General features: G+C 65.5%; 16 protein-coding genes. 8 read left to right on the forward strand and 8 right to left on the reverse strand.

The window, feature by feature from the left end; genetic code table 11:
* From ACLFRM_RS01980 to ACLFRM_RS01990, 3 genes are all read right to left on the reverse strand, one after another.
* Positions 1 to 301, reverse strand: a 301-nt coding sequence (locus tag ACLFRM_RS01980) for a hypothetical protein (protein WP_410753975.1), incomplete at its 3' end; no start/stop codon positions are given.
* 99 nt (positions 302 to 400) lie between these two features.
* The gene (locus ACLFRM_RS01985) at positions 401 to 1,387 is read right to left on the reverse strand and encodes a FecR domain-containing protein (protein WP_410753976.1); all 987 of its coding nucleotides are present in this window, start codon (positions 1,385 to 1,387) and stop codon (positions 401 to 403) included.
* Positions 1,388 to 1,389: 2 nt separating this feature from the next.
* Positions 1,390 to 1,869, reverse strand: coding sequence for a sigma-70 family RNA polymerase sigma factor (locus ACLFRM_RS01990; protein ID WP_410753977.1), 480 nt, complete (start codon positions 1,867 to 1,869; stop codon positions 1,390 to 1,392).
* Between the two features lie 310 nt (positions 1,870 to 2,179).
* Here ACLFRM_RS01990 and ACLFRM_RS01995 point away from each other — a divergent pair, with 310 nt between their 5' ends.
* From ACLFRM_RS01995 to ACLFRM_RS02020, 6 genes are all read left to right on the forward strand, one after another.
* A complete protein-coding gene (locus tag ACLFRM_RS01995) occupies positions 2,180 to 2,803 on the forward strand; it encodes a cytochrome P460 family protein (protein WP_410753978.1) in 624 nt (207 codons plus the stop codon).
* A 289-nt stretch (positions 2,804 to 3,092) separates the two neighbouring features.
* The gene (locus tag ACLFRM_RS02000; RefSeq protein WP_410753980.1) at positions 3,093 to 4,772 is read left to right on the forward strand and encodes a diguanylate cyclase; all 1,680 of its coding nucleotides are present in this window, start codon (positions 3,093 to 3,095) and stop codon (positions 4,770 to 4,772) included.
* Positions 4,773 to 4,950: 178 nt separating this feature from the next.
* Positions 4,951 to 5,310: a hypothetical protein gene (locus tag ACLFRM_RS02005; protein ID WP_410753982.1), complete on the forward strand. Its 360-nt coding sequence runs from the start codon at positions 4,951 to 4,953 to the stop codon at positions 5,308 to 5,310.
* Positions 5,311 to 5,319: 9 nt separating this feature from the next.
* Entirely contained in the window at positions 5,320 to 6,195 is an 876-nt protein-coding gene (locus ACLFRM_RS02010) for a diguanylate cyclase (RefSeq protein WP_410754043.1), read from the forward strand.
* 249 nt (positions 6,196 to 6,444) lie between these two features.
* On the forward strand, positions 6,445 to 7,551 hold the full coding sequence (locus ACLFRM_RS02015) for a histone deacetylase (protein ID WP_410753984.1): 1,107 nt from the start codon (positions 6,445 to 6,447) through the stop codon (positions 7,549 to 7,551).
* A 122-nt stretch (positions 7,552 to 7,673) separates the two neighbouring features.
* The gene (locus ACLFRM_RS02020; protein WP_410753986.1) at positions 7,674 to 8,228 is read left to right on the forward strand and encodes a PAS domain-containing protein; all 555 of its coding nucleotides are present in this window, start codon (positions 7,674 to 7,676) and stop codon (positions 8,226 to 8,228) included.
* 189 nt (positions 8,229 to 8,417) lie between these two features.
* On the opposite strand, the gene ACLFRM_RS02025 is transcribed toward ACLFRM_RS02020, so the two are convergent.
* From ACLFRM_RS02025 to ACLFRM_RS02045, 5 genes are all read right to left on the reverse strand, one after another.
* Positions 8,418 to 10,547 (reverse strand): putative bifunctional diguanylate cyclase/phosphodiesterase, encoded by a 2,130-nt coding sequence (locus ACLFRM_RS02025; protein WP_410753988.1) that lies wholly within the window; start codon positions 10,545 to 10,547, stop codon positions 8,418 to 8,420.
* Positions 10,547 to 10,882 (reverse strand): hypothetical protein, encoded by a 336-nt coding sequence (locus tag ACLFRM_RS02030; protein WP_410753989.1) that lies wholly within the window; start codon positions 10,880 to 10,882, stop codon positions 10,547 to 10,549. The genes ACLFRM_RS02025 and ACLFRM_RS02030 overlap by 1 nt, the downstream gene beginning before the upstream one ends.
* 306 nt (positions 10,883 to 11,188) lie before the next feature.
* The gene (locus tag ACLFRM_RS02035; RefSeq protein ID WP_410753991.1) at positions 11,189 to 16,234 is read right to left on the reverse strand and encodes a diguanylate cyclase domain-containing protein; all 5,046 of its coding nucleotides are present in this window, start codon (positions 16,232 to 16,234) and stop codon (positions 11,189 to 11,191) included.
* Positions 16,235 to 16,238: 4 nt separating this feature from the next.
* Complete coding sequence (locus tag ACLFRM_RS02040; protein WP_410753993.1) at positions 16,239 to 16,952, reverse strand: hypothetical protein; 714 nt, start codon at positions 16,950 to 16,952, stop codon at positions 16,239 to 16,241.
* A gap of 47 nt (positions 16,953 to 16,999) precedes the next feature.
* A complete protein-coding gene (locus tag ACLFRM_RS02045) occupies positions 17,000 to 17,788 on the reverse strand; it encodes a gamma-glutamylcyclotransferase family protein (protein ID WP_410753994.1) in 789 nt (262 codons plus the stop codon).
* A gap of 549 nt (positions 17,789 to 18,337) precedes the next feature.
* Between ACLFRM_RS02045 and ACLFRM_RS02050 the strand changes: the two genes are divergently transcribed.
* Positions 18,338 to 20,023, forward strand: a complete 1,686-nt coding sequence (locus ACLFRM_RS02050) for a SulP family inorganic anion transporter (protein ID WP_410753996.1) — start codon at positions 18,338 to 18,340, stop codon at positions 20,021 to 20,023.
* Between the two features lie 100 nt (positions 20,024 to 20,123).
* Positions 20,124 to 20,363 (forward strand): cupin domain-containing protein, encoded by a 240-nt coding sequence (locus tag ACLFRM_RS02055; RefSeq protein ID WP_410753998.1) that lies wholly within the window; start codon positions 20,124 to 20,126, stop codon positions 20,361 to 20,363.
* The last annotated feature ends 127 nt before the right edge of the window (positions 20,364 to 20,490 follow it).

Consider the following 20,490-nt stretch of genomic DNA (forward strand, 5'->3'; position numbering starts at 1 on the left):
CGTCGACGGAATGTTGGCCCTGCAGGCCCGAGCTGTCCTTGCCTGCGGTGAGTTCGGGGGCGAAGGAAAGCTCTATGCCGGCATCGAGCGCGAAGCGGTTGAGCACCTTGCCCAGCGGGCCGGCATCGATGTCGTATTGCCGCTGTTCGCTCGCCTGGCCGGTACTGCCGCTCTGTCCGCTTTGTGCCACGACGGTCATGGGTGTGCCGACACCGAGGGCGATGGCAATGCTCAGGGCCAGCGGCGAGAGGGCGGTGTGGCGCTTCCCGGATCGGAAAACAGTCGAATAGACGGAATGCATGGATAGCCTCGCAGGTTTGAGTTGGTGACTTCTATCCACTCTTCCGAACGAGATCGGGAAACCCGTAAACTTTTTTCAAAAAATTTCCCGCAGCCTGTATCAGCCGGATGATTTCACCTTCACCCAATAGGCGGTGCGGTACTCGAGCCTTACCGGCAGGCTGTCTGCAAGGGCTCGCAGGGCACGGTCGGTATCCTGGAGGGAAAAGACGCCGCTGATGGTGAGATCACCGATGGCCGCGTCGTGCAGGGTGAACCCGGGTCGGTAGCGGCCGATCTCCTCGGTGAACTCCGCCACGGTCATCCCCTCGGCCACCAGTTTGCCGGTCTCCCAGCTGACGCTCGCCGGGTCGAGGCGGACGGGCGATTCGGCCCGGTCGGCATCGAACTGGGCCTGCTGACCGGCGTCCACCCGTCGAGGCGCTCCCAGTGGCGGGTGGATTTCCACGGCGCCTGCAGTCACCGCCAGACGGACATGGCTGGTGTGCTCACGCACCACGAACGTCGTCCCCAGCGCCACGAGTTCCCCGAAGCGGGTCTGTACGATGAACCGACGCCGAGGCGTTTCCTGACCTGTATCGAGCCGTATCTCCCCGTGGTGGAGCCGAATGCGCCGTTCGGTCGGAGAGAAACTCACGTCCACGGCGGTGTCGGTGTTCAGTGTCAGCCGGGTGCCGTCCTCGAGCGTGACGGTCTCGCTCTCGCCCACGCCCGTGCGATATTCAGCCAACATTCCGTGGCCGACACCGGTGTGAGTGGCGCCTAGCCAGCCGGCGGTTGCGCCGACCGCCATCAGCAGCGACAGGTTCAGGAACCGACGACGGGAGGCCGACGTCTGGCGAGCCCTCATGAGGACCCGGGCACCGTCGGTGTTCGCCGGGACCGAGGCGAACTTGCCGGAAACCTCGGTCATTTTTTGCCAGGCCCTCTCATGGCGCGGGTCCGCTTCACGCCATCGCCGGCACTCGGATCGGTCCTGATCGGTGGCGTCGTCGGCGAGCAGGCGCGCCATCCAGCCGGCGGCCGTTTCGATGTCGTCGAGACTGCATTCGTGCGGATTGACCCCGTGTCGGAAGCGGCTGCCCATGACTAGCCCCGCTCCAGGGCAAGGCAGCAAGTCGCCAGCCCGCGCGCGACGTATTTTTCGACCGAGGAAATGGAGACCGAGAGTTCCTCGGCGATCGCCGCGTAGCTGAGCCCCTCGAGTTGACGGAGGAGCAGCGCCGTACGCACTTTGCTCGGCAGGCCGTCGAGGAGCGCATCGATTTCCAGGAGGGTTTCGATGACGGTCTGGCGTGTCTCCGGGTCGGGCGCATGCGCCTGCGGCATCAGGCTGAGCGTTTCGAGGTAGGCCTCTTCGACCCGCTGGCGCCGGTAGTGATCGATCAGCAGACCCTTGGCGACCCGGGTCAGGTAGCGGCGCGACTCGTCCGCAGGCGGCTGATTGTCGGTCTTCAGAAGCCGGAGAAACGTGTCCTGCACGAGGTCGGCGGCCACCTCGGAGCAGCCGACGCGGGAATACAGCCAGCCCCGCAACCAGTATTGGTTCTCCCGGTAGAGCGTGCTCATGAACGTGTCGGCTCGAGGCATGGGACAAGGCTCCTGAAGAGACATCAAAGTGGCGAATGATAATGATTCGCACCCAATAGTCAACGGAGCGTGATCACATCGGCCGTAGGCGTGTCATCCACCATGTGCCCACCTGTCCCCCATCAAGTCGTTGTTTTCTCGTCTAAGCTTGTTTCGCGGGCCGGTTTTCAGTCTGTTGCAAATTGGCCCAAAACGCCGCCATGAGGCCATGGCGGCGCGCGATGCCAGTCAGCGGCAGCGCGATCGGGAAAATCGACAACCACCGCAATTGGTGGTCAGGAGGAAGGCCATGAGACAGACAAACCGTGTAGCGAGGTCCGCCCGGGTGCCAGCTTTGGCGCTCGGAGTGGTGATGGCCAGCATGGCCGGGGGAGGCGTTGTGGCCGGCGAGGCAACGGTCACTGACGACAGCCGCCTCGAGACCAAGCCGCCCTTCGGCGGGCCGATGAATGTCGAGTACGCCAAGGTGCTTTGGGAGCGGCTGGAGAGCCACAAGCTCGTCGGCCCGGATTCGATTCGCAGCTATCCCTACAAGGGCAACCATCCACACGGCCAGGCGCTGGAATACCTGGAGACGATGATCACTATCGATGACCACGCGGGCGTGGTGATGGTGAAGAAGAACTACGCCGGCGAAGGGGATCTGGATGCCCTCAAGGCGGGGGTGCTCAACGAGCGTGAGAAGAACCTCGATTCGGTCACCGTCATGTTCCAGCGCGAGGAGGGTTACGATCCCGACCACGACGACTGGTATTGGGCCAAGTTTCAGCCGAACGGCGAGTTGGAAAAGAATCCCAAGGATATGCCGCTGGCAGGTCGCGTCGCCAAGGGGGCGGACAAGGGCTGTATCGCCTGCCATGCGGACGCACCCGGCAAGGACTATGTCTTTACCCACGACCGCTTCGCGAAGTAGGTGCGCCAGCCGATTGGCTCGCCGCACCGGGCCCTGAGGACAAGAAATAGAAGAACCCGTGGCATGCTGGGCAGCCACGGGTTTTTGCTTTGTGGCTTCTTGCCGGGAAACCTGTCCTTCTCGGGCTCCTGGCTGTGTAAAGCCATGAGGTTGTTTACGCGCTGGTCCACTCGTCTGATGGTCGGTAGACTCCCGCAAACTCGAATCTACAGGCAGGTCAAGTTCAGTGAGCGGTTTCAGGGAAACGGTGCCGACTTGTGAAGATAGTCTCCAATCACTCCAGCGGGTGATGGATCAGCTTCAGGAAGCGGTTCTGCTAACGGACTCTCTCCTGGACTACCCCGGTCCTACCATTATTTACGCCAACCCTGCCTGGGAACGCCTGACAGGCTATTCCGCATCCGAGGTGGTCGGGCGCCTGGCGGCTGAAGTCTCGGGTGGGGAAAAGTCAGGCGAGGTGATTCGCGAAATGCGGGACGCCTTGAGCCGGGTCGGGTTCGCCAAGGCGGAGGTGATCAACCAGCGTCGGGATGGCTCTTCGTTTCGCATGGCCGTTTCCGTGTCCGCAATCGACTTCGAGGTCAGCGGCAAGGACGCGAGTTGCTATCTCGCCATGGAATGGGATTCCAGCGAGCGAATCGTGGATACGGTTCGACAACGGCAGCTTGATGGCCTGACCCGAATCCAGCGCGAGGCCGCCACGGGGAGTCTGAACCTTGACTACGTGCGCCAGCGGATTGCCGATGTCGCCATGGAGGCTTCCGGGGCTGACGCGGCGGTGGTGGAAGAAGTGGAAGACGCCGAGATGGTGTACCGGGCCGCATCCGGGTCGGCTCGGGACCACGTCGGCACCCGGATTCCCATTGACCTCTCGGCGTCGGGTCGTGTTTACCGCAACCGCGAGTCGCTTCACATCCGGGATGTGACCGAGGATAGGTATATCAATCGGGAAGCGGCCGAGAAGGTGGGTTTCAAGTCCGGGATCATCGTTCCGCTTCTGCACGAGAATCGGATATTTGGCGTTCTCAAGGTATATGCCAACGAGACCGATCGCTTTGCCGACGAGGATGTTCAACTACTCGAGCTCGCCTCCGGTGTGCTGGCGGCCAATCTGCGCCGGGCGACCGAATACGCCAGCGAGGAACGCCGACGTGCCACCTTGCTCGACAGTTTGCCGGCCCTGGTGGCCTACGTGGACAAGGATCTGCATTTTCAGGAGGTGAATGCTGCGTACGAGTCGTTTCACGGGCTTGCGCCCGATTCGCTACGTGGAAAGCATCTTTCGGACGTTCTGCCTCCCCCGAATTACCACCGACTCCAGCCGTACATCGAATCCGTATTGGGCGGAACGGCCGTTGGCTTCGAGGTGATGCTGATTTCGGGGCAGGGCGAGGAGCGGATGATGCGGGGGAGTTACCAGCCTCATTTTGGAATCGACGGGGACATCGTCGGCTTCTACCAGGTTATCCAGGATGTGACAGAGCAGAATGAGGCGCACGTCGATTATCTGACGGGGTTGAAGAACCGGCGTGAATTCGAGCGTCTCGGAATCCAGTTGCTCGCCACCGCACAGCGTTACGAGCAGCCCCTGGGGGTGATCATGGTGGACCTTGATCGATTCAAGGAGTTGAACGATTCGCTGGGCCATCTCGGAGGCGACGAGGTGCTGCGGAGCACATCCCGGTTGCTCTTGGCAAACTCGCGCGATGCCGATGTGGTGGGTCGCTGGGGCGGCGAGGAGTTCATGTTGCTGCTGCCCGAGACGAATCGGAGTGGAACACTGGAAGTGGCCGAGCGCATCCGCACGGCGATAGAGGAATGCGATTTTGGTGTTGGGCGTGGCGTGACCGCCAGCCTGGGAGTCACCGTGGCGCGTGCCGAAGATGACCTCGAAACCCTGCAGGACCGTGCCGATAAAGCCCTGTACCGTGCCAAGAGAGAGGGTCGAAACCAGGTGGCCCTGGAATAGGCGGGAACCGGGGGCTTCCAGGAGCCCAGAGCTGAATTGAGCCCTCAGACCGCCCTGGTCCAACGTTGCACACGCTCCGTGCGCCAAGAGGAAGTCGAGAGACGTTCCGACGGTTGGAGTCGCACCGGAACCCTTCCCAAAGGCTCTCGCCAGGAAGTGTTGCAGGAGGAGGGCATCGATGAATTCACGTAAATCGACGGATGATGGCGCAGGGGACGACCCGTGCGGGGCGGCCTGTGACGGGCGTGGTCCGCCGCCGGAGTCCGTGATCGGCCATGATGACGAAGCGGCCTTGTGGCATATCTTCTTCGAGCGAAACCGGGACGGGATCGTCATCCTGCGTGAAGATGGCAGCGTCTACTGCGCCAACCAGCGCTTCGCCGAAATGCATGGGAACCTCTGCACGAATGCCATGCCACTCTGGCTTTGCGAGTCGTTCGTGATCAAGGCGCGATGTCGCCGGCGTGCCGGTGGCCACGTCAAGACATCGCAACACAGAGCACGGGCGACTCGCCAAGCCCCGCAGGGCGCACCTTGAGCCGGGCATCTGGCGCGTTGTCGTCCTTGGAAAGGGAATCACCCTTCCGCGGCGGACGAACGCCTTGCATCTGCCCGGCTCAAGGCACGCAGAGCGGTATGGCATTCGTGCAGAGGTTCCCTTGGCTACACGGTCCCCGAGGTCGAACGGCTGTCTGTCCGGGACTGGGACAGCAATTTCGAGCCGGGCGAACTCGCCGAGATGCTCCGGTCCGTGAGGACCGGCGGTGATTTCTTCGAGACCCGGCACAGGCGGAAGGATGGCGGGGATATCGATGTCGAGATCACCACCAACGCCGCCGAATACAAGGGCGAGAAGCTGATCTTCTGCAATTGCCGGGACATCACGGAGCGCAAGCGCGACCGCGAGGAGATCGAGCGACTGGCCACCACCGATGCACTGACCGGCATCGCCAACCGGGGTCAGTTCAGCCGACAATTGGCCGCTGAGATCGAGCGTGCCCGGCGTTTCGGCCGTCCGCTGGCGTTGATCATGTATGACCTCGACCATTTCAAGCGGGTCAACGATACCTTCGGTCACGATGTGGGCGACGAGGTGTTGACGACCACGGCCCGACTGGTCGGTGAGCGTATTCGGCAGGTCGACCACCACGGACGCTGGGGCGGCGAAGAGTTCATGGTGCTGCTGCCGGAAACGGACCTCGAGGCGGCACAGGAGAGCGCGGAGCGATTACGCTCGGCGATCGAGGTCCATTCGTTCCCCCACGGGCAGCATGTCACCGCCAGTTTCGGCGTGACTGTCCTCGGTTCAGGCGATCGTCTGGAAACCCTGGTCAAACGTGCCGACGAGGCGCTCTACCTGGCCAAACGATACGGACGGAACCGGTCGCAGGCCCTTGCGCCGGCCGATGTCGCCACCTCCTGAATGCCGGACGGCGGCGGATGGTTGCCGCCTTGGTATGCCCTTTCGTCATTCGCTTGACGTGCCGCAGACCCGACCCACAACCCCTTGCGTCCTAGACACGACGAGTATCCGAGCCCGAGGATTCCGTTGCGAGTCGGTCCGAGGGACTCCGACAAAGAATACGAAGGACCTCCATGGGGCTATGCTGGTCGTGGAGCACGCGCAGGCCAATCGGGGCTTGTCGCGACACGGGCTCGATGGGGGTCGATCTTGGATCAGCAGCGGGACGTCACGGTCTTCTACGACGAGCGGGTGCTGGCGCATTACCCGGATGCCAACGTGGATTTCCTGCCCGGGCGCCTGGACAAGCGGATTCGCGCGATCCTGTCCGGGTTGACGGTGCAGTGGAAGTATCCCGAGCACCCCGGGCGGATCAGCGCGATCATGGATCTGCTGGCGCGGGAACCGATATCCGGCGTGCGGATCGAGCCGGGCCGGGCGGCGACGCGCGAGGAGCTGGGGCGGGTGCACACCACGTCGTTCCTCGATCACCTCTTTTCCCTGCGCGACCAGAGCACCTGGCTTGACGTGGACACCACGGCGGTCGCGCCCGGCAGCGTCGAGGCGGCCGAAGTGGCGGCGGGGACGGCGATCGCCGCGGTGGAGGCGGTGGTCGAGGGGCGCACCGGCAGCGCCTTCGCGGTGGTCCGGCCGCCCGGCCATCACGCCGAGCCGGTGCGGGCGCGGGGGTTCTGCCTGTTCAACAATGTCGCGGTCGCCGCGGCCCATGCGCACGCGGCGCTGGGCTGCAAGCGGGTACTGATCCTCGACTGGGACGCCCACCACGGCAACGGCACCCAGGACATCTTCTGGTCAGACCCGGATACACTGTTCTTCGATATCCACCGCGCCGCCCCGTTCTACCCGGGCAGCGGCGCGTTGACCGACATCGGTGCCGGGCGGGGCGAGGGCGCCACCGTCAACGTGCCGATGCCCGGCGGGGCGGGGGACGTGGCCTACCTCAAGGCCATGCGCGAGATCCTCGTGCCGGCCGCCGACTACTTCAAGCCGGACCTCGTCCTGGTGTCCGCCGGCTTCGACGCCCACTGGTTCGACCTGGCGCTCAATGTCACCTACGACGGCTTCGCGGCGATGACGCGGATCGTCCAGGACATCGCCGACAAGCACTGCGACGGCCGGCTGGCCATGATCCTGGAGGGCGGCTACAACACCGAGTCCCTGGCCCGCGGCGTCCACGCGACGCTTCACGCGCTCGCCGGCGGCGAGCTGACCGAGCCGAAGGTCTGCGGCATCGAGGAAGTGGAGGCCGCCATCGCCTTCCACAAGCCGGCATTCGAGCCCGACCAGCCGGAGTAGTGCTGTTGTCGGCTCGCGCGCGGGACCGGGAAACGATCTTCCTTCCGCCTCGGCAGATCGCCGGCGCCGGCGTGGATGATTGCGCTGGCGTTTCTCCTTGATACAGTTGGACCCGTAATGGGTTGGACAACCGTGCCCACCGCAAAGGGAACTGCATGATCGACAGAACGGTCACCGGCCACGAACTCGTTCTCGAGCCCCACGACACCATTCAGTCACGCACCGATGCGCGGGGCGTGATCACGTTCGCGAATCCCACTTTCGCCCGAATCAGTGGTTACAGTCGGGATGAGCTGGTTGGTGCGCCGCATAGCATCGTTCGTCACCCCGGCATGCCGCGTGGTGTCTTCTACGCCATGTGGCAGACCATTCAGAGTGGCGAGGAGTTCTTCGGGTTCGTCCTGAATCGATGCAAGAACGGCGACAGCTACTGGGTCTTCGCCCGGGTCGCCCCCCATCGCAACCCGCGAGGCGAGATCGATGCCTACAGTTCGGTGCGCATCATGCCCAAGCGGGAAGCCGTGGCCGCTTGGGCGGCGGTTTACGAACGCGTGCTGGCCGTCGAACAGGCGCTGCCCCGTGACAAACAGGTTGCCGCCGGATACGCCGCGATCCTCGAACATGTTCGCAAGAGTCGGGCAAAGAGCCTGCGCGAACTGGCGATGCGTTATGTCTGAGCGGGATTCGGTTTGTCCTGCGAGTGCGGGCTGAGGTCAACGAGGATGGAGTACCGGCTTGTATCGCTTCGCTGGCCAGTCTCGCGGTGGCGTGGCACTCGCGGTTGACGTGTTGTCCATCTGTGCGCCTGGCCGCATTCCCCGGCATCCGGGGCCGCCTTCTCTTGGGGCGCGTGGAACGAGTGTGCGTCAATGCCCGGCGTGTGCCAGGTTGTCCCGGACATAGGTGCGGAAATTGGTTTTCGAAAGCGGAGGGCTGTACAGGTAGCCCTGCGCGATATCGCAGCCGAGCCCGAGCAGCAGGTCGGCCTGTTCGCGGTTCTCGACGCCTTCGGCAAGGACGTCCAGTTTCAGCCCCCTGGCCATGCCGACCAAGGCCGCGGCTATCTCCCGGTCGGCGGGGTCATCCACGATGTCGGTCACCAGGCTGCGATCGATCTTGAGCTTCGTGACCGGCAATTTCTTGATGGTCGCCAGGTTGGAGCAGCCGGTGCCGAAGTCGTCGATGGCGAGCGAAATCCCGGCCTCGCCGATTCGCCCAATGGCCTTTTCGATCCCACTGCGATCGGCGAGCGCGCTTTCGGTGAGTTCGATCTCGATCTGGCAGGTCGACAGGCCGGCGGACTCGAGGGCCTCGAGGATCGTGTCGAGTGTCCGGTCGGACCAGTCCTGCCAGTGCGTACGGGCGGTGATCTGGGCCGGGGACAGGTTCACCGCAAACCGGAAGCCACCGGCCAGTTGCGGGAACTCCGCCAGGATGGGCGCGATCTCGCGCGTGGCCAGCCGGAGTACCTGGGCGCCGAGCTCGCGGATCAGCCCCGACTGCTCGGCGAGCGGGATGAAGACATCGGGCGGTACGGGTTGCCCCTGCGTGTCGCGCCAGCGGGCCAGTGCCTCGGCACCGACGATTCGACCGCTGGCCAGATTCACCTGGGGCTGCCAGGCGATTTCCATTTCCTCGCGTTCGAGGGCCTGGCGCAACTCGCCCGTCATCCTGACGCGCTGCATGAACTGGGTGTGACTGGAGGCGGAGTAGAAGCGATAGTTTCCCTTGCCGTCGCCCTTGGCCTTGAACATGGCATTGTCCGCGGCCATGAGCAGTGACTGGGCCTCCTCTCCATCGGCAGGGTAGCGGCTGATGCCGAGGCTGGCGGAGACGAACAGGCGATGGTCGTCGATCTCGAAATGCCGGTTGAGCACGTCGGCCAGCCGTTCGGCCTGGGCCACCATCGCATCCTCGTCATCGTCGGTCTGGAAAAACACGCTGAACTCGTCGCCGCCGAGCCTTGCGACACTGCCGCCCTCGTCCACCGACGCGCTGAGGGTGCGTGCCACTTGTTGCAGCAGTCGGTCGCCGATCACGTGGCCGAGGGTGTCGTTGACCTCCTTGAAGCCGTCCAGATCGATAAAGACCAGTCCGACGCCGCTGCCCCTGGCCCGGGCATCGGCGATGGCATGTTCCAGGTGATCGAAGAAGAGCTTGCGGTTGGGCAGCCCGGTCAGCGCGTCGTAGTAGACGAGGTGTTGCAGGCGGTCGCGCATCTCGCGGAAATGCGTGGTGTCCGAGAACACGCCGACATAGTGTCTGACGTTTCCGGCCTCGTCGCGGACAGCGTTGATGTGCAGGAACTCCGGGTAGACCTCGCCGTTCTTGCGCCGATTCCAGACTTCTCCTTCCCAGTTGCCCGTCTGATCGAGTCGTTCCCACATCGTGCTGTAGAACTCCTGGTCGTGGCGGCCGGAGTGCAGTATGCCGGGTGTCTTTCCTACCACTTCCTCCGTTTTCCAGCCGGTGGTTTCCGTGAAAGCACGATTGACGGTGATGATGCGTTGCTCGGCATCCGTGACCATGATCCCCTCGCTGGTCGACTCGAATACCGAGGCGGCGATGCGGTGATGATCCAGCTCGTGGCGGTATTGGACGAGCAGGGTCTCCAGGTGGGATCGAAGCCGTCGCTCTTGGACGACCAGCGCGGAGATAATGGCGAAGCGGGAAACGACGCCGACGTACTCGTCGTTCTCGTCCACCAGCTGCAGGAACTCCCGCTCTTCGGCCTCCAGCCGTTCGAGGGCGGACAGGATCGGATCGCCTTCATGCAAGGGGGCCGGCGGTCGGCGCGTCAGCAGGTCAGCGAAGATCCGATTGGGGAAGAGCGCCGCCTCGCGGTCACTGACCAGACCGAGAAACCGGTCTCCGTCCATGACCACGAAGATCTGGAAACGGCGACTCTCGGCAAGCTCCTTAAAGCGTTGAAAAGCCCCTACGGAAACCGTCCGTTTGCAGAGGCAATCTCGCAGCGTGATTTCGTGGTCGTCCATCACCCCTTTCCTTCGAGATAGACCTCGACCTCCAGATTCAGCTGCACGATCTCGTCGGATCCCATGATCGGACGAATGTTGCGGAGCACGAACTCGCGCAGGTGATCCGGCGAAATCTTCCTGAGTATGGCGGAACGCACGAGGATATCGGCGATTACCTCGTCATCCACCTCGAGGTGTTCGAACGGTGTCATCGTCAGGAGACTGAGTGCCTTGCCCACCGCGACATGGCCGATCGGCGAGGTCCGGCCCAGCACGAGCCCGTCGTCGATGGGCGGGAGAACGAACTCGGTGGCACGTGCCCGAATGCTGTGTCGGAAGTTTGTCTGGTCCATCGATCAAGCAGCCTGTTCAGCGGAGGGAATGACATTACCACGCGCTGTTACGCCTTCAAACAAATGGAACCACAGAGGAACTTGTTCGAACACGCTGATTTCACGGGTCGGGTCGGGTCGGGGCTGGCTTCTGGCGATGGTCGGACCATGCGCGGAGTCGGTGAGTCGACGGGGCGGGCGCCGACCCGGATGCCTCCTTTTACCGTCGAGAGTATGCACCGAAAGCCAAGGGGCTGGTCCCGCCCCCGGCCCGCAGCGATCCATGCCCTACCGCCCCCCTGCCTTCGGGTAGAACGTTCCTCGGGGTCAAGTGGCCATGACCCGGTTCCGGCCGCCGTTCTTGGCACGGTAGAGCGCGTCGTCGGCCTGGTCGAGCAGGGACTGCGGCGTGGTGTCGTGTCCGGGCAGGCGCGAGGCGGTGCCGACGCTGATGGTGACCACCGGGGCGGTGGACGAGTGGGCGTGGGGCAGGCCAAGGGCCTCGACGGCCGCGCGCAGGCGTTCGCCGATGACACCCGCCCCGCCGGCGTCGGTGTCGGGCAGGATGATCATGAATTCCTCGCCGCCGTAACGTACCGCCAGGTCCGCCGGGCGTTTGAGCGTCTCGCGGATGGCGTCGGCGATCGTGGTCAGGCACTGGTCGCCCATGGGGTGACCGTAATTGTCGTTGTAGGCCTTGAAGTGGTCGACGTCGAACATGATCAGCGACAGCGGGCGGCCTTCCCGGCACAGGCGATTCCAGGTCTCTGTCAGATAGATATCACCCCGGCGACGGTTGGCCAGCCCGGTCAGTCCGTCGCGTTCGGCGAGCTCCTGCAACTGGCGATTGAGCTGTTCGAGGCGGTCGGTGCGCTCGGCGACCCGGGCCTCGAGCGTGCGCGAGTATTCCTGCACCTGCTCGTAGAGCCGGGCGTTCTCCAGCGAGACGGCCGCCTGGGCAGCGAGCAGCCGGACCACCTCGGCCCGGGCGGCGGTGAAGGCCGCGGAGGCGAGGTTGTTCTCCATGTACAGTGCGCCGGAGAAGCGCTCCAGGCGCACGGGTACGCACAGTACCGAGCGGGGCTTGAGCGCAAGGATGCAGGGGTCGCGGGTGAATTCGCCCTGACGGCCGGCGTCGTCGAGCACCACGGTCTTGCCGGCGCCCAGCACGTGGCCGAGCAGGGTGACGGGCAGCGGGAGCGGGCGTCGTTCGCGATCGAGGATGCGGGCGGAGGCAGGCAGGTGACTTGGTGCGTCGGGCACATCGCCGCCGGCGGCCTCCACGGTCAGTCCATCGGACTGCTGGCGGACCAGGGCGGCCCATTGACCGCCGGCGTTCTCCAGCAGGATGCCCAGGGTGGTGCGCAGCAGGCGATCGGTCTGCATTTCGCCGGCGATGGCACGTGAGGCCTTCATGATCGAGGCCAGGTCCAGGTCCTGTCCGTCGACGATGTCGGTGCCGTCTCGACCACCGATCTCGCGAAGGAAGGGGTGGCGGTCTTCCAGCAGGTCGATCTTGCGTCGGGCGCCCCAGCGGGAAAACAGGCGGTGAGCGGCGCGCAGGTAGCCCTCGGCCGCCCGGTCGTGCCCGTGATGGACGAGTTGCCGTGCCGCCCGTTCGCAGGCCATGGCCTCGTCACGCAGGAATTGATGACGACTGGCCATGTCGATGGCGGCGTCCATGCGTTCCATGGCCTCGACCGGCTGGCCGTCGAGAAAGAACCGTTCGGCTTCCATCAGGTATTGCAGATGACGGAAGTTGGCCTCGCAGTTGTCCGCCCAGCGGCATATCCGCCCGAGGTCTTCCTCGATCAGCGTGCGCCACTCGCCGGTCTTCGCCCGTGCCGGCTCGCTGGTCACGCGGGCGAGGAAGTCGAGGACATGGAAGCGCACGAGCTGCGGCAGCGACATGGCCGAGCGGATCAGCTGGCGTCGGTCGGCCAGTTGCTCCAGCGCGGCGTCGGGGTCGTCGTGGAGGAAGGCGACTTCCGCCTTGTAGATGCGATAGTTGGCCACGCCCGTCATGAAGCCTCGCTCGCGCATCCCGTCGAGGCATTCGCGTTCGTCGAATGTCGCGTCGCTCAGGGAGAGCGGGCCGTCGGTATGCCCCTGGAAGGCGTACTGCATCTGGCGGAACAGCGTGGCGGAGTCGAGCGAATCCTGGTAGTTGCATTCGCGGACGATCTCGAGGTTCTCCTCGTGCCGACGGGTCGCCTCGGGCAATTCCAGCGTTGGATCCCAGATCACGCAGTCCTGCGCGCTGTAGGCCAGGTAGAGAAGATCGCCGGACTGGTAGCCGGCTTCCACGCCGCGGCGGAACCAGGGGGTAAGCGTCGACCAGTGGTGGCTCCAGTGATGGACGAACATCGCGTAGACGTAGATCACCCGCGCGCGCAGCGCCAGGTCGTCGAAGCGCTCGTTGATCGCCAGCCCCAGGCGACCGTATTCCAGTCCCGTCGCCGGGTCGTCAAGCTCGCCGCAGAGCAGCATGCCGTAGGCGGCAAAACTGAAGGCGGACTCCGGCGAGTTGCCGTGTTCCAGCGACAGGTTGACGGCCTTTTCCACGAGATAGGGGAAGAGGTTGCCGCTGCCGGAGAGAAATGCCGCCGGGAAGACCTCCATCAGCAGGCGCATGGCGAGCAGCGTGCCGCGATTCTCCACCGGCGCGGCGTCCACCAGCTCGGCGATACGCCGGTCGCCGAGATTGCGGGCGATGCGCCGGCGCTCGGCGGCGACCGCGGCGTCGTCCGGGTCCGGGTCGACGTCGAGGCCCAGCCGGACCAGGCCCTCGAGGGCGGTGCGGATCGAGTCGTCCATGCGCCCGAGCGTGGCGTACTGGCGGGTACGCGTGGCGAGCAGCTCGACCTTTTCGAGCTCGTCGCGGGCGTGTCGCTGCAATGCCTCGGCCCAGCGGTCGGCTTCGTCCTGTCGCCCCGTCAGATAGGCACACTGCTGGATCTCGCGGCCGAGGGCGAACGCCAGTTGCGGTTCGGTCTCCCAGGCCGGCTCCGGCAGGAGCTCGAAGCCGGTCTCGAGCAGTTCCCGCGCCATCTCGTAGGCACTGGTGGAACGGGCGTGGCTTCCCGCGCGCAGGTTCAGGTGCGCCAGTTCGAGGCGTTCGTCCGGGTCGTCGATCAGGGAATGGCCGGCATCGAGATGACGGACGATCTCCATCAGCCGCTCGCCCTCGGGCTCGCTTCCGGCGTGGTCACGCATCAGGCGGCCGATGGAAAGGTGCACCGCCTGCATGCGCCGCGCCTGGGAAAGCGTGTAGGCGGCTTGCTGGACCCGGTCGTGGACGAAACGATAGCTGGGGTTCCAGTCGGCCGCATCCGTCGCGGTTTCGGTACCGCCGACGAGCCGGTAGTCGGCGTTCAGGGGCACGATGCTGTGCTGGCGCAGGGCCGGGCGTAGTGCATCGGCGGTGGCCTCGGCCGAGCGGCCGAAGATCACCGCCAGGGTGTCGAGGTCGAAGCGGTTGCCGATGCAGGCGGCCAGTTGCAGTACCCGTTGCGTCTCGCCCGGCAGCTTGCGCAGGTTCTCGGCCATGAAGGCGACGATGTCGCTGCTCAGTCCAGCCCATATGGCCGCGTCGAGATTCCAGTGCCAGCCGTCGTCCTCGCGGCGGATCACGCCTTCCTCGTGCAGGGTCCGCAGCAGCTCGTTGGTGAAGAACGGGTTGCCCTGTGCCTTGTCGTGGAGCAGGTCGGCGAGTGGCCGGACCCGTTCGGTGTCGCTATCGAGGGTGTCGGCCACCAGCTCGCGGATGGCGGGCCGGTCCAGCGGCTCGACCGGCAGGTCGTGGAACGGCCGTGCGGCCTTCAGGGACTCGACGGTGACGGCGAGCGGATGCCCCGGTGGCACCTCGTTGGACCGCCAGGCGCCGATCAGCAGCAGGTGATCCATGTCCCGGCCGGTGGCCAGTTGCAGGAACAGGTCCCGGGTGGGGCCGTCGCTCCATTGCAGGTCGTCGAGGAACAGCACCAGCGGATGCCCGGCACCCGCGAACACGCGCAGGAAGGCGGCGAGCACGATCCGGCGGCGGTTGTGTGCCTCGGCCGGCGGCAGGTCGGCCACGGGCGGCTGGGGGCCGACGATCAGCTCGAGTTCGGGTACCAGTTCGAGGACCAGCCGTCCGTTGGGACCGAGGGCGCGGGCGAGGCGCTCGCGCCACCGATCCAAGCGATCTGCCGGTTCGGCCAGCAGTTGCTGGACCAGGTCGCGCAGGGCGTCGGTCAGTGCCCCGTAGCTGCCCTGGTGAAACTGGTCGAACTTGCCACGGGCGAAGAAGCCTCGTTCGCGCACGAGCGAGCGGTCGAGCTCGTTGACCAGTGCCGACTTGCCGACACCGGAGTGTCCGTGCACCAGGCAGACCTCCACGGCACCGGCGGCGGCCGATTCGAACAGGTCGGTCAGTTCACCCCGTTCGCGCTCGCGTCCGTAGAGGGCCTGGGGCAGCAGAAAGTGCGTCGCCCGGTCGGCTTCGCCGGGTACGAACGGTTCCGGCGCCCGGCCGGCGGCGACGGCCTCGGCGCAGTGCGCGAGATCCCGTGCCAGCCCGCGACCGCTCTGGTAGCGATCCTCGGGGTCCTTCGCCAGCAGTTTGAGGACGATGGCCGCGACCGGCGGGGGAATGGCGGGGTCGATCATCGCGGGCGACGGCGGCGGGCGGCTGATGTGCTGATGCACCCATTCGAGGACACCCTCGGCCTCGAACGGCAGGCGGCCGGTGAGCAGTTCGAACAGCGTGATTCCCAGCGAGTAGTAGTCGCTGCGGTAGTCGAGCTCGCGGTTCATGCGCCCGGTCTGCTCGGGGGACAGGTAGGGCAGGGGCGCCTCGATGCCTGCCTGGGTGGCCGTCTGGCGTTCGCGGTCGAGTTCCGATGCGATGCGGAAACCGGACAGGCGCAGCGAGCCATCCTCGCGATCGATCCGCAGCCGGGCCGGGCTGAGCGCCTTGTGCACGACATGGCGGGCGTGGATCGCGTCGAGCAGTTCGGCCAGCCGGATGCCCAGGTCGAGCACCTCGGCCAGTGGCAGGCCAGCCCCGCTTTCCTCGAGCCGGTCGGCGAGCGTGTCGACCACCGGCTCGGTGATCAGGGCGACGTTACCGCTGCCGTGCGGCAGGATCGTATCCACGCGCAGGATGCCGTCGATGTCGCCCAGCGCGCGGGCGATACGGCCGTCGCGGCGGATCTCGGCCGCTTCACGTTGGCCGGGGTAGTCGGCAGCGAGCGTCTCGATGGCCACGGCCCGTCCCGAGCTCTCCCGCCAACCACGGTAGATCAGACGATCCGGCCCCCGCCGCAGCAGCGGGCCGGTTCGGTAGCCGCGCAGTGTCGGTCCGGCGTGGGTGGCTTCCGGGGCCGCCATGAGATCAGGAGAAGAGTCGATCGACGGTGGCGGTGTAGTCCTCGCGGGCGGTGTCCCGCAGCGGGGCGCCGTGCCCGCACAGCGCGTGGCGGAAGTCGAGTGTCAGCAGCCGGTCGAAGTCCTCGCGACCTGGCTCGGCGTTCTGCATCCACAGCGGTCCAATGTTGGCCGGCGTGAAGAAACCCATCGCCTGCATGCGCTCGATCGAGTCGGCGGAGAAGAACGCGTCCGGCTCGACCCAGTTCTGCAGGGCGTCGCAGGCGACGAGAATGCCGCCGTCCCGGTCGATGCGCAGGATGCCCTCGGGAATGGTCGTGGTGTGAAACCGGAACAGTTGGGCGTCGCGGATTGGCAGCTCGTCGTCGGGCGAGAGCGTCTCGTCGGCGGGCAGGCCGGACTCGTGGGTCATGCCGGGCATCGCCCAGTAGCGGGCCTGGTAGTGCTCGACGTAGAAGGGGTCGTCGCGACCGTGCAGGGCGCCGAGGCGCACCACGTCGGTGACCCGGCCGAGGCGGTCGAGCGCCGCCAGGCCCGCCTCGTCGAGGCGCACGCTGTTGATCACGATCAGCCGCTCGCCGTCGCGGACCACCGTCATGTTGCGGCTGAAACACCAGTCGGCGTCCATCAGCCGGGTCTCCATCGCCCCGGTGACGAAGAAGACGTTCGGGAAGATTTCCTCGAGAGGGCCGTGGGGCAGGGCCGAGGGGAATGCGCTCATTGTCGTCGTCCTTGTCGTGGCTGCTTCCATGAACCGGGTAGGCGGGCTCAATGGTAGTCGAAATGCCCCACGTAACGGTATTCACGGGCGTACTGGTGCAGGTAGTCGTTCAGGTACTGGCGCTGGGCGGGGTCGAGCCGATCCTCGCGAAGGTCGTCGAGTGTTTCCGTCCCGTCGCTGGTGTCCATGCGCCGCAGGTGGAACAGCGTCATGTCGCGTCCGCCGAATAGGCCCTTCAGAAAGTCGTGCGTCGGCCGGGCGCCGCTCATGTCGAATACCGCGCCCCACAGGGCGGTGCAGCTTGGGTGCCGGGCCAGCGACTCGGCGTCGAAGTTCGGGTACGTGCCCGACGGGGGCTCGAAGGGCGGGGCGTGCTCGACGGCCAATACCGGTTGGCGTTCCAGTGCCGCGACGTAGTCCGGGTCCAGCCGGGCGCGCCGCGCGCCGCGGATCAGTATGTTGAGGTAGCGCCGGCTCGGCAGGCAGTCATCGTCGAGAAAGGCGGGGCGACCGGTATAGGCGAAGGCCGTCGCCGGCCCGTCGGGCGTCTGCACCACGACTTCGATGCGGTCGTAGCCCACGCCGCAGGCCTCGGCCTCGTCGAGTGCGGGCAGCGCCTCGTCCGGGCAGTCGTGCAGTACGCCGAGCACGCGTGCGTCCGGATCGTCGCTCGGCACGATGTTTCCCACCCCGCCCTCGTGGTCGAAGAAGTGACGGACGTTGAAGGTCAATCGCCAGCCGGGCAGCGTCGCTGACCTGGACCGAGTCGGGTGTACGCCCTTGGCGCGCAGGGACGTGATGTCCAGGTTCGAGCCGAAACCGAAGTAGCGGAACACGTTCGTCCTCGATTGTCGTCGCGATGAGCGGGGGAGGCCAGTGTCGGCCGAGACCGCATTCGTGGTCAACCGAGCGGAGCGTGGGCCAGGCCGTCGTCCACGACGTCGAAAGCCGGGCCCGGCGGACCTTCGAAGGCCGGTTTGGCGGCCCTCGTCGGGGCTGGCCTGAGCGCTGACGTGGAACCGGCGGTATGCCCGCGTGAGTGCGCTGCCTTGCCGGCCCCGCGAAGGGAGAAGGTCGGGCATCCATTGGGCTTGGTGGTCGGCCGGTCCGGTCGTGCGCGCGGGTGTCCTCGTTGCCGGTTGACCGCCTCAACGTTGATTTAAAGGGTGGAATGGTCCATTGAAATGGTTCAGGTCGGGCCGAGTGCCTGGCACCGATTGGTTGATCTGCCGTTGTTCGTCGGTTTCGCCGAGGGCGCGACGGCGTTGAGCCTGAATCGGCATAGACTGTGGTCTATCACTTGCCGAGATAAATCCGATTCGTGAATATGCCGGTGCTTGGTATTCTCGCGACTTTTGCGTAAACGGGCCCGGGTGGACGGACTGATGCGGATTTTCAATCAGATAGGTTTCGGCAATCTCAAGGGCGACGTCTTCGGCGGGGTTACCGCGGCGGTCGTGGCCCTGCCGATGGCACTGGCCTTCGGTGTGGCATCGGGGGCGGGCGCCGAGGCGGGCCTGTACGGTGCCGTGCTGGTGGGGCTGTTCGCCGCGCTGTTCGGTGGCACGCCCACGCTGATCTCCGAGCCCACCGGGCCGATGACGGTGGTCTTCACGGCGGTGATCGTGGCGCTGATGGTCCCCGACCCGGAAACGGGGATGGTCGCGGAGAACGCCATGGCGATGGCCTTCACCACGGTCATGCTCGCCGGTATCTTCCAGGTGCTCTTCGGCATCCTCAAGCTCGGGCGCTACGTCACGCTGATGCCCTACACGGTGATCTCGGGCTTCATGTCCGGGATCGGGCTGATCCTGATCATCATCCAGTTGCCGGGACTGCTCGGGCATGCCTCGCCGGGGGGCGGGGTGCTGGGCTCGCTGGAGGCGTTGCCGGATCTGTTCTCGCAGGTGCAGGCGGGCGAGCTGCTTCTCGGCATGGTCGCGCTGGGCATCCTCTTCCTGATGCCGAAGGCCTGGCAGCGCTTCATGCCGCCGCAACTGCTGGCGCTGGTGGTGGGCACGCTGCTGGCCGTGTGGTTCATCGGCAGCGGCGAGTACCGCGCCATCGGCGAGATCCCCTCCGGACTGCCGTCGATACAGGTCCCCACGTTCTCCGCCGATGAATGGATGACCATGGTGATCAACGCCCTGGTGCTGGCCATGCTGGGTTCGATCGACGCGTTGCTGACCTCCGTGATCGCCGACAGCCTGACGCGCAAGGAGCACGACTCCGACAAGGAACTGGTAGGCCAGGGGCTGGGCAACCTCGCCTCGGGCATGTTCGGTGGCCTGCCGGGTGCCGGCGCGACCATGGGCACGGTGGTGAACATCCAGACCGGGGCGCGTACGGCGCTGTCGGGGCTGGTGCGTGCCGGGGTGCTGGGCGTGGTGGTCTTCGGCGCCAGCGGACTGGTGGAGAACATCCCCAAGGCGATCCTCGCCGGCATCGCCATCAAGGTGGGCATCGACATCATCGACTGGGGCTTTTTGCGGCGCGCGCACCGGCTGTCGATCCGCGGCGCGCTGATCATGTACGGCGTTATCGGCATGACCGTGTTCGTGGACCTGATCACCGCCGTCGGGATCGGCCTGTTCGTTGCCAACATCCTCACCATCCGTCGTCTGTCGGATCTGCAATCCGAGCACGTCCGTGTGCTCGGCAAGTCGGAGGAACCGGGCGAGAGTGACTACGAGGGCCTGGAGGCCGACGAGAAACGGCTTCTCAGCGAGGCGGGGAGCAGGGTGGCGTTACTCGATCTCAGCGGGCCGTTGATCTTCGGTGCAGCCCAGACGCTGACTCGTCAGCAGAACCGGCTGGACGATACCCGGGCACTGGTCATCGACCTGACCGGTGTTCCCCACCTGGGGGTGAGTACGGCATTGGTTCTCGAGCGCATCATCCACGATGCGGTCGGACGCGGTTCCCGAGTGGTGCTCTCGGGCGTACAGGAACAGCCACGGGCGCGTCTCGAAAAGCTGGGCGTGGCGGCCGAGGTGTGCCCCGCCGACTGGCTGCCCAGTCGGAGTGAAGCCGTGCGTCAGGCCTGCTCCACGCTGAAAGCCACGGCATGATGTGCGTGACAGAGGGGCCGGTGTGACGGCCAACGTGCTCAAGAGCCTTCCCGAAACCCTCCGGGAAGAGTGTTTCGACACTCTGCTCAGAGCCGAGCACGTGACGATCGAACGGATCGTCTCGCACGGGCACACTTCCCCTGCCTCCGGCTGGTACGACCAGCCGCGGTACGAGTGGGTGGTGGTGCTCAAGGGCAAGGGCGTGGTGGCATTCGAGCATGGCGAGGATGTCACCCTGGGTCCGGGCGATCATTTGACTATCCCTGCCCACACCCGGCACCGCGTGGCCTGGACCGATCCGGATGAGGACACGGTCTGGCTCGCGGTGCATTACGACTGAGCCAGAAGGTGGTCCGTCAAGGAGATTGCCCCGTGATTCGGGAACCGATGGAGATCCCTGCGGCTCGACTCGCTGACCTGCCGGCGATTCACGTGCTCCTGACGGCCGCGTTCGGCACCGAGCAGGC

The sequence above is a fragment of the Guyparkeria sp. genome, from assembly GCF_046540515.1.
Taxonomy (GTDB): Bacteria; Pseudomonadota; Gammaproteobacteria; order Halothiobacillales; family Halothiobacillaceae; genus Guyparkeria.

Coding starts and splice junctions, on each gene's coding strand:
- ACLFRM_RS01985 (WP_410753976.1), bottom strand. CDS start 1,387: ATGGGCAGCCGCTTCCGACACGGGGTCAATCCGCACGAATGCAGTCTC.
- ACLFRM_RS01990 (WP_410753977.1), bottom strand. CDS start 1,869: ATGAGCACGCTCTACCGGGAGAACCAATACTGGTTGCGGGGCTGGCTG.
- ACLFRM_RS01995 (WP_410753978.1), top strand. CDS start 2,180: ATGAGACAGACAAACCGTGTAGCGAGGTCCGCCCGGGTGCCAGCTTTG.
- ACLFRM_RS02000 (WP_410753980.1), top strand. CDS start 3,093: ATGGATCAGCTTCAGGAAGCGGTTCTGCTAACGGACTCTCTCCTGGAC.
- ACLFRM_RS02005 (WP_410753982.1), top strand. CDS start 4,951: ATGAATTCACGTAAATCGACGGATGATGGCGCAGGGGACGACCCGTGC.
- ACLFRM_RS02025 (WP_410753988.1), bottom strand. CDS start 10,547: ATGGACGACCACGAAATCACGCTGCGAGATTGCCTCTGCAAACGGACG.
- ACLFRM_RS02030 (WP_410753989.1), bottom strand. CDS start 10,882: ATGGACCAGACAAACTTCCGACACAGCATTCGGGCACGTGCCACCGAG.
- ACLFRM_RS02035 (WP_410753991.1), bottom strand. CDS start 16,234: ATGGCGGCCCCGGAAGCCACCCACGCCGGACCGACACTGCGCGGCTAC.
- ACLFRM_RS02040 (WP_410753993.1), bottom strand. CDS start 16,952: ATGAGCGCATTCCCCTCGGCCCTGCCCCACGGCCCTCTCGAGGAAATC.
- ACLFRM_RS02050 (WP_410753996.1), top strand. CDS start 18,338: ATGCGGATTTTCAATCAGATAGGTTTCGGCAATCTCAAGGGCGACGTC.